This window comes from Neolewinella xylanilytica (genome assembly GCF_002934605.1).
Lineage (GTDB): Bacteria > Bacteroidota > Bacteroidia > Chitinophagales > Saprospiraceae > Neolewinella > Neolewinella xylanilytica.
On sequence record NZ_PTJC01000005.1, the window covers coordinates 2339231 to 2353360 of the forward strand.

Annotated in this window: 11 protein-coding genes; 4 read left to right on the top strand and 7 right to left on the bottom strand. The window is 59.4% G+C overall.

Annotated elements, in window-relative coordinates; translation table 11 throughout:
- Positions 1-14: 14 nt before the first annotated feature.
- The 6 genes from CLV84_RS09085 to CLV84_RS09110 form a co-directional block, all read right to left on the bottom strand.
- Entirely contained in the window at positions 15-2873 is a 2859-nt protein-coding gene (locus tag CLV84_RS09085; RefSeq protein ID WP_104419398.1) for a T9SS type B sorting domain-containing protein, read from the bottom strand.
- A 59-nt stretch (positions 2874-2932) separates the two neighbouring features.
- Entirely contained in the window at positions 2933-4891 is a 1959-nt protein-coding gene (nagB, locus tag CLV84_RS09090; protein WP_104419399.1) for a glucosamine-6-phosphate deaminase, read from the bottom strand.
- 72 nt (positions 4892-4963) lie between these two features.
- Entirely contained in the window at positions 4964-5818 is an 855-nt protein-coding gene (locus tag CLV84_RS09095) for a phosphatase PAP2 family protein (RefSeq protein ID WP_104419400.1), read from the bottom strand.
- 58 nt (positions 5819-5876) lie between these two features.
- Positions 5877-6728, bottom strand: a complete 852-nt coding sequence (locus tag CLV84_RS09100; RefSeq protein WP_104419401.1) for a phosphatase PAP2 family protein — start codon at positions 6726-6728, stop codon at positions 5877-5879.
- 44 nt (positions 6729-6772) lie between these two features.
- Positions 6773-8476: a DUF6909 family protein gene (locus tag CLV84_RS09105; protein ID WP_245911435.1), complete on the bottom strand. Its 1704-nt coding sequence runs from the start codon at positions 8474-8476 to the stop codon at positions 6773-6775.
- A gap of 13 nt (positions 8477-8489) precedes the next feature.
- The gene (locus CLV84_RS09110) at positions 8490-9566 is read right to left on the bottom strand and encodes a hypothetical protein (RefSeq protein WP_104419402.1); all 1077 of its coding nucleotides are present in this window, start codon (positions 9564-9566) and stop codon (positions 8490-8492) included.
- Between the two features lie 301 nt (positions 9567-9867).
- Here CLV84_RS09110 and CLV84_RS09115 point away from each other — a divergent pair, with 301 nt between their 5' ends.
- The 4 genes from CLV84_RS09115 to CLV84_RS09130 are packed head-to-tail and all read left to right on the top strand — an operon-like array spanning position 9868 to position 13643.
- On the top strand, positions 9868-11040 hold the full coding sequence (locus tag CLV84_RS09115; RefSeq protein ID WP_104419403.1) for an acyl-CoA dehydrogenase family protein: 1173 nt from the start codon (positions 9868-9870) through the stop codon (positions 11038-11040).
- A 33-nt stretch (positions 11041-11073) separates the two neighbouring features.
- The gene (locus tag CLV84_RS09120; protein ID WP_104419404.1) at positions 11074-12006 is read left to right on the top strand and encodes a UbiA family prenyltransferase; all 933 of its coding nucleotides are present in this window, start codon (positions 11074-11076) and stop codon (positions 12004-12006) included.
- Positions 12006-12575 carry an acyltransferase gene (locus CLV84_RS09125; RefSeq protein WP_104419405.1) on the top strand — a complete coding sequence of 190 codons (570 nt, stop codon included), beginning with the start codon at positions 12006-12008 and terminating at the stop codon, positions 12573-12575. Before CLV84_RS09120 ends, CLV84_RS09125 begins: the two co-directional genes overlap by 1 nt.
- 30 nt (positions 12576-12605) lie before the next feature.
- The gene (locus CLV84_RS09130) at positions 12606-13643 is read left to right on the top strand and encodes a Gfo/Idh/MocA family protein (RefSeq protein ID WP_104419406.1); all 1038 of its coding nucleotides are present in this window, start codon (positions 12606-12608) and stop codon (positions 13641-13643) included.
- Here the strand turns inward: CLV84_RS09130 and CLV84_RS09135 are convergent.
- Entirely contained in the window at positions 13629-14063 is a 435-nt protein-coding gene (locus CLV84_RS09135; protein ID WP_104419407.1) for a DUF3293 domain-containing protein, read from the bottom strand. The genes CLV84_RS09130 and CLV84_RS09135 overlap by 15 nt on opposite strands.
- Positions 14064-14130 lie beyond the last annotated feature (67 nt).

A 14130-nucleotide genomic window follows, 5' to 3' on the forward strand; every position in this document is an offset into this window, starting at 1 on the left:
AAAGTTAAGAAGTGCTAGCGGATCAGGGTTACGGAGCCGGCGGTGCTGATGGTACGGCCATTAACCAGTTCGGACTCGACGAGATAAAAGAAGGTGCCCGGGTTGAGTGTTTGGTCGCCCACCCGGCCGTCCCACCCGGTGCCCGCCTCCCCGGTCCATTCGTACACCAATCCTCCCCACCGATCGTGGACGCGGAAAGACCGTACACGCTGTACGGAGGGGCCGGGGTAGACGAGGAGCTCGTCGTTGGTGCCGTCGCCGTTGGGGCTAAACGCGGAAGGGACGTAAATACGCACCGACTCGTCGACCACGACGAGTGTTTCTGCCGTTTGGCTACATCCCTCGGAGGAGGTGTAGGTAACCTGGTAGCGGGTCGTCCGGGCCGGTCGGGCGCGCACCGTGGTCGATCCCTCTCCGAAGGGGTAGCTAAGGCTTTCCGCCGGTGTCCAGACCGCGCGACCCGTCTCGGGGGAAACACCAAGGACCCGGAGCTCCAGCAGGAGGCTGTCGCCCAGAGAAATGACTTGCTCATCCGCCAGTTCCACCGTAAAGGGGGTAGGGGTGGTCACCGTAACTGTTGCCACTACGGGAGCACATCCTCGGCTGTCCTGTACCTCGACCGAATACGTGCCGCTCGAAAGATCGCGAAAAACGGGGGCGGTCTGTGGGTCTCCGCCATCGATGCGGTAGGTATACGGGGGCGCTCCTCCGCTGGCGGTTACGGTAAGCACACCGGAATCCTCGATCGCGCAGTCCGCGAAGGTAGTGGCGGTAGTGACGGTCAGGGAGTCAGGCTCGGTGAGCGTAAAGAATTCGCTCCGTATGCAGCCCGCACCATCCTCTACCGATACCCGGTAATCGCCGGGAGTAAGCCGGTCGACCCGGTTGGTATCGGAAAGAAAGGGATCCGTAACGTCCGCCCGGTACCAGTTAACGGTATACGGCAACGTGCCCCCGGAAGGGGCGGCGGAAGCGCCTCCATCCGCATCGCAACGGAGAGAATCGATGGCCAGGTTGACCCGGAAGGAATCCGCGTACACGACTTCATAAGTGTAGGTAGCGGGGCAGCGAATGCCGTCAACCAGTTCGACGCCGTAGGTGCCGGGTAAGGAAACCTCCAGGCTCGGTCCGGAATCACCGACCGGATTGCCGGCGGGGTCGGTCCAGGCGAACTCGACCTGATCCGGGTTACTGAGGTTGAGCGTGATGGTTCCGGAGGGATTTTCACAGCTCAACTGGGGTACGTCAGCGGAGACGTCAAAGGCCACGTCCGGGCTAAGGGCAACCGTATCGAGGGTGCTGCCGCAACCGTAGAAAAGCTGAACTACGATAGAGTCGATCTCGCCGACTACGACCTCCAGTCCCTCGGGGTCGTTTGAAAACAGGGGCTCATAGCTCAACGTGTTGTACGCCACGCCGTAGTTGAAGAAGTCCGTTTGGACGGAGATGCGGACCGTATCGCCCACGCAATAGGTTTCCGGCTCCGTCGTCACTTGGTAGCTGATCGTTTCGGTCTCCAGGGCGGTAAAAGTTTCGATCTGCTGCTCACAGACCGTGCTTACGGTCACGCTGTAGTCGCCTGGCTCCGTTACTGGAAAATAGGGGAGGGTGCTGCCATCGCTCCAGGTAAAGGTTGCACCGGAAGGCCGTGTGGGTTGGAGAAAGACGGTATCCAGTTCGGGGCAAAGCGCTACGGAGTCGGGCACCATATCGGCCAGGATCGGCCGCTGGATGACTACGTCTTCGGTAGTGGCACACCCGCCGGCCGTGGTCACCCGCAGTGCGTAAGCGCCATCGATGGATTGGCTCGGGGTCAGGGTGAGTATGTTGGCCGTTTCACCGACCAAGGCGATACCGTCCTTATACCACTGGTAGGAAGCGCCACTGGTGAATTGTCCGGTCAGGGTGATTTCGTCGGCGCAGATGGTTTGGCCCGCTACGGATACCGGCCCCGCTACGGGTTGCTCGAATACCTCGGGCCGGTTGAGAATGACGTCGTCGATGAAGTAATAATTACGGAAAAAGTCGGAATCGGACCTCCCTACGTCGGCCGCACAGCTTCCGCCGACGGCAAAGGCGGCATAGTCACTGGCGGCGGTAAAATTAACGTTCACGGGGGTCCAGGCACCGGCCGATCCCGTAACCTGTACCGTTTGGATCAGTTCATAACCTTCGGCGCCGGCCGTTTCGGGGCAGGTGTAGAAGTCGCCGAAATAAATCTGGCTGCACTCCCTGATCCCGTAGATGTTCAGCTCGATCGGAGACGGGGAGGCCATGTCGACCCGATTGCCCTGCTGGCTGTTGAACGATTGGGGTTGCATGAAACCCAGGGAGAAGGTCAACCGGTACTGGTTGCCCGCTTCCACGGTGTTGTCTCCTTCGAGGCAGGCCGCTAGGTATTCGCGGTACTGGGTAGTGGTGGTTCCATCCCCGTTGGTGAAGAGGCTTTCCTCGCTATCGCGCACACCGATCCAGAAACCGGCGATACCCGTACCGCTCGGCAGGGGCTGGGGTAGTTCGCTGGGAAAGAACGGGGGCGATCCCGACAGCGTGAAGGCGTTCCACGCATCGGTGGTGCCGATTGATGCCCGTTGCCAACCGACCAGGCAGTTGGCCTGGTTGGGTGCATCGGGTAGCCCGCCGGGCTGAATGGATTCGCAGCCTTCCTGACCGGCGTCGAAGTCTTCCAGCGACGGATTGGGGAGCAGGGAGGGGATGGCCGATGCGAAGCCGCACGCGCAATCGACGGTGTCATTCAGGTCGATCAAGCCATCGCCGTCGTCATCCAGTCCGTTCCCGCAATCTTCCTGGGCGGAAAGCAACGAACCGAGGAGCAGGAAAGGCAAGCAAAGCAACAGGCGATAGGACAACATAGCGGGCAGGTGTAGCCGGAAGTAGCAGTAGGGGACGTCCGGTTCGGGAAGGCGCTAAGTTAAAACTTCCACCGTCTGAATGCCTCGATTGCTTCGTATTCCGTCAGACCGAGCTGGTTGTACAGCCGCGCGGTTTCCCGGTTGCGCTGTTCGGCGCGCTGCCAGAATTCCCGGTCGTCCTCACCCTGGAACATCACCCCGTCTTTCTGGCTCTGGTGGAAGAAAATGGCGTTGCGTTTGGCTTCGACCTGGGCGGGGCTGAGCGGTACGGCCATTTCAATTTCGTGTACCGGCCATTCCTGCCACGCCCCGCGGTAGAGCCATAGCCAGGTGTCGGCAATGGTTTCGGGAGCGGTATGCTTCAATTGTTCCAGGGCGGAGAAGATGCTGTCGAGGCACACTTTATGGGTGCCGTGGGGGTCGGCCAGGTCGCCGGCCGCGAAGATCTGGTGGGGGCGCACTTTTTCGATGAGGCTGCGCACCAATTCGATGTCTTTATCGCCCAATTCGTCCTTGCGGTGCATCCCGGTCTCGTAGAACGGCATGTTGAGGAAGTGGATGTTTTCGTCGGCCACGCCGACAAAGCGAGCGCCGGCGAGCGCTTCGCCCCGGCGGATCAGCGCCTTGATTTTCCGGACGTCGAGGGAGTCAACTTCTCCTTTTTCCCGTTCTCCACTGAGTTCCTGAATGACGAAATCCAGGCGGGCGTTACCGGAGCCGTACTCTTCATTGATATCGCGGGCAAATTCGGCGAAGCGGCGTGCATCCCGGTCGCTGACGGCAATGTTGCCGCTCGTCTGGTAGGCGACGTGAACCTCGTGGCCCTGATTGACCAGGCGGGCGAAGGTGCCGCCCATGGAGATAACATCGTCATCGGGGTGAGGACTGAAGAGGATAACGCGCTTGCGGGCGGGGCTTTTCCGCTCCGGCCGCTGGCTGTCGTCTACGTTGGGCTTGCCGCCCGGCCAGCCGGTAATGGTATGCTGGAGCTGGTTGAACATCCGGATATTGAGGTCGTAGGCGGACCCGTGGAGGGCCAGCAGGTCCGACATGCCGTTGCTGTTGTAATCCCGCTCGGTCAGTTTCAGAATGGGTTTATCAACCTGCCGACTGAGCCAGATGATGGCCTTCCGTTCGAGGATATCGGTCCATTCGCAGGGCCCGACCAACCAGGGCGTATTGAACCGACGCAGTTCGGCACTCGACTCCTCATCCAAAAGGACGGTTACGTTAGGATGGTCCTGCAGGTAGGTAGCGGGGATTTCCGAAGTGCGTTCGCCCTCAATGGTCCGCTGGATAATCTCCGCTTTTTTATGTCCCCAGGCCAGGAGCACGATGCGGCGGGCCTGGTTGATCGTCTGAATGCCCATGGTGATGGCCCGGGAGGGGACGTTGGATATTCCCTGGAAATCCGCGGCCGCGTCCACCCGCGTCAGGTGGTCGAGGGTGATCAGGCGGGTGAGCGAACGGCGGTGGGAGCCCGGCTCGTTGAAGCCAACGTGGCCGGTACGTCCGATGCCGAGTAGCTGAAAGTCCAGTCCCCCGGCTTCCCGGATCGCCTTTTCGTAGGCCATGCAGTGCTCGTACACATCTTCCAGGGCGATGGTCCCCAGCGGAATGTGGATGTTTTTGGGCTTAACGTTGACGTGATTGAACAGGTGCTGGTGCATGAAGTACCAGTAGGAATGGCGGCTGCCCCGCGGGAGCTGGAAGTATTCGTCCAGGTTGAAGGTGATCACGTGGGAAAAATCGAGCCCTTCTTCCCGGTGCAGGCGGACGAGCTCGGCGTACACCCGGATCGGCGAGGATCCGGTGGCTAGCCCCAGGATGCAGGGTTCTCCCGCACCCGCTTTCTCGCGCATGAGATCGGCGATTTCGTGGGCCACGGCGATGGATGCCTGACCGGAGTCGCGAAACACCTCGACGTGCATTTTTTCGTAGCGGGTCACGTCGGTGCTACCGACGTGACGGTAGGAGATATCTACGTTGGCGGAATTGTGGATGGAAAGGTCGAGCATAGCGTTGGCGTTAACTGCCGGGAAAGATAGCAGTTTGCCCGGTTTCGTTGCACCTGCGCTGCGCCGCCCCCCCTAAAAGGTCAGCACGATTCCCGCCCCGCCGGCGCCGTCGTGGTAGCCCCCGCCCAGCGACAAACTGCTGCGGTGATTCCGGGCCCATACCTTGTGCACGTGGGGCACCATGACACCAAAGAACGCGCCGACCCCCAGCCCGACAACCGTGTCGGTAGGAAAATGCTTCAGCGCACGCACCCGCTGCACCGCTACGAAGGCGGGGGGAAGCGAAGCCAGGGTGAAGGCGATGGCGCGGTGGCCGCCCGTCCACTGGGGGTTGTAATCGGATAAAACCTTGGTGAAAAAAAAGGTGCCGACGGCGGTGGTGCTGACGTGGCCGCTGAAGAAGCTGTTGAGGTTATTGCCCGAACGCCGGTCGTCGAAGCTCAGTTCCTCGTAGTAAGCCACCGGCCGGTAGCGGTCGATAAAGCGTGGGCCGAGCGGGCTGAACGCATAGGTAAATGCTGAAAGCGCGTGCGCCTGCAGGTACAAAACGCCGATGTCCAGCCAGTCCTTACGAAACTTCTTGTCGATGAACAGGGTGATCGGCAGCAGCACGGAGCCGTTGAAAAAGTAGTCGCTCGTTTCCTCGCTGCGAAACCGCTTCAGCGCGTCCCGCTCCAACCCCCACCGATCCAGGCGACCGATCTCCGAATTCTGCAGCCGAGTGAGGGTTTCGTCGGAGATAGGCGTTTTATCGCGCAGCCCGTCGATACCGGTAGTCGCGCCCACCATGACGGCGAGCCCGCCCAGCCCCTCCCTCACCGTTCGGACGCGGTATACCGACGCTTTCTCGGGGTCCAGGTCGGGAAACTTTTGAGCGGTGAGGGGGAAAGAACAGCAGACTAGGAGAAGGAGGAAACAGCGAAACATGGAGGGTAGGATAATTTGCCCAATGCTAAGGATAACGGTAGCAATATTGTTCGTCCGGCTAATACCGGAGCTGGAAGACGAGGCCGGTTGCCCCGCCCGCGTACACCGGCTGCAACACCAGCCGGCTCCGGTGCCGCTGTTTCCACCACTTGTGCAGACTGGGAACGCCGATGCCGCTGATGGCTCCGACGCCAAGGCCTACGAGTACGTCGGTAGGATAATGCTTAAGCCCCCGTACACGAAGCCATCCGGCCGCCAGTGACGGGAGGGTAGCGCCGGTGTAGATCAGGGCCCGCTGGGTGCCGGTGAGCTGAGGATTGTAATCGTCAATCATGCGGGCGAAGAAATAGAAGCCGGTGGCGGTGGTGGAGACGTGGCCGCTAAACATGCTGTTGCGTTCGTTTCCGTAAGTGCGGCTGTCCACCGGTAGCGCATCGTAGTACACGCGGGGCCGGTAGCGGTCCACGGCCGTGGGGCCGAAGGGGGCAAAGCCGTAGAAAAGTCCCTGGGCCACCTGGGCCTCCAGGTACATCAGGGAGATGTCGAACCAGTCACGGCGATACTTTTTCCAGATAAAAAGGCCGAAGGGGAGTAGCTGTCCGGTGTTGAAAAAGTAATCGCTCTGGATGATCGCCTGTTTGTGTTTGTCGACGTCCTGCCGCAGCGCCACCCGGTCGAAGGCACCCACGGAAGCGGGGTCGAGGGCATTTAACTCTTCCGGTGTCAGGTCCGGTTTATCCTGCAGGGAAATCAGGCGCTGCTGGCTGCCATACCCACCCAGGGCAATGGCGGGAACGCTTACGAGTGGATTGACGGCGTAAAGGTCGGAAGAACGAAAGATGGAATCCAGTCGCCATTGGGCGGATAACGATCCGCTTAACAACAGCAGGATCGGTAACATTCGTAACATAACGGGGTGGTTGCGGCTGCCGCCGGGGAAAGCGCTTTAAAGCATTACGCCGAGAAGATGCTTTTAAGTATCTCAACGGTAATTAGGTATGTCGGTTTTACCCCGTCGACCCCGAGGCTGCCACTGGCGAGGGTATGGCCGGTTACGAGGGGATTATCACTGGCGTAATATGCGTAGCGGAGTTTAAGTTCCGGGTTCACGCTCTTTCGGATGTGGGTCGCGGCCTGGATGGCCTTCTGGTAGTGGGCGCCCTCCATTTCCAGGCCGACCGCCCGCCAGCTGCTCTCGACGAAATATTCCAGGATCTCCCGGTTCTGTAGACTGGTGCCGAGTACCGTTACCATCGGGCCGCAGAATACGCCCAGGCCCTGGCCGCGGAATTGCTCGCAGCTGAAGTCGTTTTTGAGGGGGTAATTGTCGGCGGTGCCCTCGAAGATGTGGGCGTTGGGGATCATCAGGTCTCCCTTGATGCCCTCCAGAATCCCGGCTTTGCCCATAATGTTGATGCTGGCTACCTGCATTTCATAGACCTTCTCGCTATTCGGGGCGTGGTAGGGCCGCAGGAGCTCGTCCATACTCTCGTAGGCCTGTTCGCCGAAGGCATAATCCATGACGAGGATCACCGGGGCGTCGTCGGGAGTTTCGGCGGGTTGGAAGCCGAGCTCCGGGCTGATCAGCTTCGGGTCGAAGGCGGCGGTGTCGAATAGCTGCACCCCGATGTTGCTACCGCTGGTGTCGTGGAGCTCGATCATTCCGTTCTTGAGGGCCATTTTCGTAACCAGTTGCCGCATGGGCCGCCCTTCGGGCTGGGAAAGCGAACGGGCCACGTCGTAGACCGAGCGACCGGCGCGTAGTTTTTGCGCCGTAGCGGCAGGTGCAAAGAGGGCATTCATGACGCTGTGCAAATTGGCACTCACGATATGCAACGGTCGCCGAATCAGGTCTTTTTCCAGGAGGATGTCCTTGATGGCGTCGGCCCAGATTTCCCCGTAGTAGTGGTGGCCGGTTTTCTCCCGCAAGGAGCTGGAAAAGGAGACCTCCCGGCCTTTGTCCTCCTCAATTTCCTCCTTAGCCAGTTTACCCAGCCAGTAGGTGACGTGAAAGAGGGAATTGACCATGTCCTCTTCGGAAAAGCGTTTACAGGCTACGGTAATTTCCTCGTAGGTTCGACCCAGCAGGGTACTCAGGTAGGTATAGGCGGTTTCCAGCTTGAAATCTTCCCCCTTCCGCTCGCGATCCACGATTTCGGCCAGCATGCGCCATTCCCGCTTTTGGTTGCCCTTGCTGTCGAGGCTGTTGCGGTAGATCTTGTTGGCCTCCGCGTAGAGGAAGGTGAGGTGGGTGAGAATATCGTAGATGTCACTGCGCCCGCGGGTCATCTCGATGTATACCTCCTCCGTATCGATGCGGTAGGCATTCCGCCGGCGCTTAGGCGGTACGATGGGCTCGAAGTGGCTGTTTTCGTACCCTTCCCGGGTGATGAGGCGGATGAAGCGGCATTCTTCCGTGCCCCGCGGAAGCCGTTGAAAAACGTAGTGCAGCCCGTGCAACTCGACCCGCTCGTTGTCCGTGATGGACCCGTAAATCTCCGGGCGAAGGATCATGAGATTATCCATCAGCGTTTTCCCGCTCATCCCCCCGGGCTTGTAACTGCCCCGGAGAAGCAGGTGGCGCATGGCGATGTAAAGGCGTTGAACGGCCGCCCGGCTTTCCTGGGCGCGGGTACGGTTCTGGCTTGGCTGCATCATGGCGGCAAAGGTACTACCGCCGCGCGGGGCTGCGGAAGTGCTGCGGCTTTGCTCCGGGCGGGATGACGGCGGCGGTCTCGCCCCGGAGCTGGTCGTAGAGTAGGGTGCCGGTGTTGGCGGTCATTACGGCAAGGGAGTCGTAATAGAGGGTGACGTAGCGAAGCAGTTGGTTACGTTCGCGCTTATTCAACAACTCGAAGTCCTGGATGAGGCGCATTAGTTCCCGGCGGTGGCTGCGGAATTCCTGGCTGACATCCCGCAGTACGCGTTCGTTCTGGTGGTAGCCAAGGTATACCCGGTGGTAAATGCTCTGCTGACCGCTCTGCCGGTTCGGGGAGGCGTAGGGGGCGCCTACCCAGCCACTGAAGTCGAAGTCGTAGGCAACCGGGGTCAGCTTTCCGTCGGGACGTTCGACGATCTTCACGTTCCGTTGCAAGGCCAGACTCCAGTCGGCGTTGCCGATGAGGTACTGGAAGAAGGCGTGGGTAGCTTCAGCGGCGGGGTCGTAACGATCGGCCTCCAGCCCGTCGGCATCATCGAGTTCCTTGCCACCGAAGCGATCGGCCATTTCATCGGGGTCTTCGATCAGGAAGGCGTATTCCGTACGGTCGGGTTGGTTGCCGGCCGCGTCCCGATAGGTAAGTTCCAGGAGCTGAACGCGAAAATGGGCATTGGGGCTGAGGATCGCGTAAGCGCGATACGCCAGGTATTCCTTGAGCAGCAAATCGGAGGCCGTACTGTCGGCGTAGCATCCGTTGACCAACTTGTATTTATCGTGTTTGACCAGCCCCATTCCGGCCAGTTCCTTTTTGGAAAAGTTGAGCTTGAGGGGGGGCGTGCTACAGCGGGTGCGGCGGAATTTTCCCCGCAGACTTACCTCGACGCCAAGGTGCTGGTCGCGCCCGGCGGTATCGGTAAAGGCAATGGTGCCCGGCAATTCATTCGGGGTATGCGCGTCGATGCTGTCAAGCGGGATGGTGATCATTACCGCGACGGTCCGGGCGGGGGCATCTTCGTACAACAGATCGAAGACGGACTGAGCCGGCAGCAGGCCGGTGCAAAAGAGAAGAAGGAAAAAGGCGTTACGCATACAAGGCAATCTTATCCGGTTGCTACCGGTATTGCTGGAACGAGCGCTCCGCGGACAAGTTGTTGGTTTAAAAACCGAATTAATATTGGTTTTACGTACCTTTATTGCGTTACGATAAAAGTAATGTCGGTATATCGTTCGCATATGAAATTACCTTCTGTAAATTTTGATTTTGCCATTTTTCAATATGCCGTTTCCGGCGGGTGCCAAATTCGCTGCGTCGGCCTTCTGACAGGGTAGCTGCTAACATTTTCCCGACTTTAACATTTTACCTGTAAGCCCTTACACCAATATCATGCCAATGACCGCCATTACCACCTCGCCCCCCACCACCACAGCGGGCGATGAACAGCTGGAACTGATCCGGCAAAGCGCCCGGGATTTTGCCCGGACGCACATCCTTCCCCACGTCATGGAGTGGGACAAGAAGCAATTTTTCCCCCGCGACCTGTTCACCAAAATGGGCGAGTACGGCTTTTTGGGCGTCCTCGTTCCCGAAGCCTACGGCGGCAGCGGCCTGGCCTACGCGGAGTACATCACCATTATCGATGAAATCGCCCAGGTGTGTGGAAGCATCGGGCTGAGCGTAGCCGCCCACAACTCCCTGTGCACCAACCATATTCTTGCGTTTGCCAGCGAAGAGCAGAAGCAGAAGTACCTGCCGGACCTGGCCTCCGGTACCCACTTGGGCGCCTGGGGACTGACCGAACCCAATACCGGGTCGGACGCCGGCCGTATGCGCACCGTAGCCGAGAAGCAGGCGGACGGTGGCTACATCCTGAACGGTGCCAAGAACTTCATTACACATGGTATTAGCGGCGACATTTGCGTCGTCATTGCCCGGACGGGTGAGCTGCTCGATAGCCACGGTATGACGGCCTTTATCGTCGAGCGCGGCGACGAAGGCTTCCGCGGCGGCAAGAAAGAAGACAAACTTGGGATGCGCGCCAGTGAAACCGCGGAGATCATCTTCGAAAATTGCTACCTGCCGGCCGATCGCGTCATCGGTGAGGTCGGCGAAGGCTTTATCCAGAGCATGAAAATCCTGGATGGCGGCCGTATCAGTATCGCGGCCCTGAGCCTGGGCATTGCCAAGGGAGCCATGGACGCCGCGCTGGCCTACAGCAAGGAACGGGAGCAGTTTGGCAAATCCATCAGCCGCTTCCAGGCCATCTCCTTCAAGCTGGCCGATATGGCTACGGAGATCGAAGCGGCCGAATTACTGACCCGGAACGCCGGTTTACTGAAGGACGCGGGCGAACCCGTTACCCGCCAATCCGCCATGGCCAAACTATTTGCCTCGGAGACGAGCGTCCGGGTAGCGAACGAGGCGGTACAGATATTCGGGGGCTACGGATTTACGAAAGAGTACCCCGTAGAAAAGTACTACCGCGATTGTAAACTCTGCACGATCGGGGAAGGCACCTCCGAAATTCAGCGCTTGGTAATCAGCCGAGATTTACTGAAAAAATAGGCCAGGGTAGTCCATTCAGCGTATCTTGCCCCCATGTCAAGTGTGCCGATACTAGACTTTTTGCGACTGGTTCGGTTTCCGAATTTGGTGGTGGTAGCGTTAACGCAAGTGCTGGTTTATTACCGGATCATTCTCCCCGCCCTGGATTCCCAGGGTATCGAAGGGGTGTTGCGCCCGTGGAAGTTTTTCGAACTCTGCCTGGTTACCCTGGCCATTACGGCCTGTGGTTACCTGATCAACGATTTGCGGGATGTCCGCATCGACGCCATCAACCATCCGGGGAAGAACTTGGTACTTAAAATGGGGCGGCACAACGTCCAGTGGCTATTCGCCGCCATCGTATTCGTCGGATACTTATTCGCCCTGCTGCTGGCCATGCGATTGGATGAACGGCAGTTGCTGGGGCTCTTTCCTGTAGCCATCGGAACCCTCGCCCTCTACAGCGTAACCCTTAAGCGCCTGCCATTCATCGGTAACTTTCTGGTGGCGCTTTACTGTGCGGGCGTGCCCGGAATTTTGGTGATCACGGAGCGGGAGGGTTTGCGCAAACTGGTGGCTGCCACGCCCACCCTGGGTGCGGATACCGTTCGGGTATGCCTCCTCTTCATGGTCTTTGCCTTCGTAGCCACCTTGTTACGGGAACTGGTAAAGGACCTGGAAGATATGCGGGGCGACCGGCAGGAGGGAAGGCAAACCATTCCCGTCATGCTCGGAGTGGCTACCAGTCGCCGCCTCGCAATTGTACTCGGCATGATGGTAATCGTTTCCGTCGTTAGCCCGGTATTGCTGGGTTGGCCGGCGTTCATGCAACCCCCGATGTTGATCTGTATCGGCCTGCTGCTCCTGGCCCTGGTGGTCATTCTCATACAGCTTGCCCAGGCCCGACAACAGGTGGATTACCACAAACTCAGCCGGCAGATCAAGTTTCTATTGGTGGGCGGACTGGGCTTACTCATTTTCTTCTGATGGACTATTTCGTGCATCCCTCGGCGGTGATCGACGAAGGGGCCGCTATCGGGCCGGGGACCACTATCTGGCATTTCTGCCATTTAATGCCGCAGTGCGTTATCGGCCCCGACTGCACCCTGGGACAGAACGTATTCGTGGCGGGTGGAGTCCGCGTCGGCCGGGGCAGCAAAATTCAGAACAACGTCAGCTTGTACGCCGGGCTGGAGATCGGCGATGCAGTATTTATCGGTCCGTCGGCCGTATTTACGAACGTCAAAAATCCGCGTGCGGCCGTCAACCGGCGGGGACATTACGTAGCGACGGTGGTGGAAGACGGCGTGACGATCGGGGCTAATGCCACGATCGTCTGCGGGGTACAACTGCACCGGTACGCCTTCGTTGGGGCGGGAACCGTCGTGACGCGTGATGTACCGCCCTATGCTTTGGTAGTCGGCGCCCCGGCCCGGCAGCTCGGATGGGTAAGCGAAGCAGGCAACCGCCTGGCGTTCGACGCTGATGGCTACGCCGATTGTCCGGAAGGGGGCAGGTACCGATTTGCGGATGGTGGGGTTACCCGAATTGACTGATTGCCGGCGGGCAGCTACCTTCACCCCTTGATGGTACCCCAACGCTTTGTCGTCATCGGATTCGGTCACATTGGCCGGAGACACGCCGCCCTGATCGCCGCTCATCCGGAGGCCGAACTCGTGGCGGTATGCGATGCCTTACCCCCGGAACTACTGCGGCGGCCACCCGGAGCCCAACTATCCGTTCCTTTTTACCAGGACCTGGACGTACTGCTGAGGGAGGTAGTCTTTGACGTGGCCTGCATTTGTACGCCTAATGGCTTACATGCCCCGCAGGCGCTTCGATGCCTCACCTCCGGCCACCACGTGGTCGTCGAAAAGCCGATCGCCCTGACCGTGAGCGAATGCGACCAACTGATCGCGGCTGCCATGACCCACCAGCGCGAGATTTTCGGCGTCATGCAAAACCGCTATAGCCCTGCTTCCGCCTGGTTGAAGCAGCTGGTAGCCGATGGGCAGTTCGGAGAAATACTGCAGGTTCACATCGATTGTTTCTGGAACCGCGACGCCCGATACTATCGGACGGAGGAAGGGCAACCGCATCCCTGGCACGGCGATGCGGTCCTAGATGGGGGCGTATTGTTCACCCAATTTGCCCACTTCATCGATCTGCTCTGTTGGACTTTTGGCCGGGTGGAGGTGCTATCCGCCCGGGCGACCAATCAGACGCACACGTCCCTGCATCCCTTTCCGGACTCCGGCATGGTGCACTTCCGGCTCGAGGCGGGCGGATTCGGCAGCCTGAATTACAGTACGGTAGTATGGGACAAAAACTTCGAATCCACTCTTTCGGTGCTGGGTACGCATGGAACCGTCAAGCTTGGTGGCCAGTACATGAACGAATTGCGGTATTGCCACGTCCAGGGAGTTTGTGAGCCAACCCTTGCTCCCAGCGCCCCGCCGAACAACTATGGCCCGTACCAGGGGTCTGCCGCCAACCACCACTTCGTGATCGATAACGTCGTGAACGTGCTCAACGGCCGCGAAGCGGTGGCCACTACCGCCGAAGAGGGCAGGGAAGTGGTGGAGCTGATCGCGGCGATCCAGGCCGGTTCAGAGCCAGGTTAAAACGGGCGTGGCGCCCCGCCGCCCTTCCACGATCGCGTGTTGCTCGTACAGTCTTGCTACCTCCAGCGCTTCTTCCCGTGGGGGATCAAGGAGGCAAAGGCCGGTTTCTTCCTCCCAATCGTTTTTCGGGTCCGCACCGCTAGCCGAAAGGTAGGCCCAACCGCGGCCCGCCACCAGCGTCAACAAGGTGCGATGGCGTGCCTCGTTAACGGACGGGGGGAGTTTGGTGGATCGAGGGTTGAAAGCGGTCAGGAAGAAGTAGTAAGTACACTGGCGTTCCGACAAAAGGCGGTCAAAATCCGGGTGGGGTTCGTCTATTCGCAGCACCGTGTCGTTTACCCGGTAGTCGGCCTCGCGGTATGCGCGAGCCAGGCGTTCGTCCGGTAAACCGTTTTGCTCGTCTGGGGATGTTAGAGACATAGATATATGCTGCGTACCTTTGCGGCCCCAAATGGAACCGGCCACCTGCCCCGGAGTTGGCCGTTTA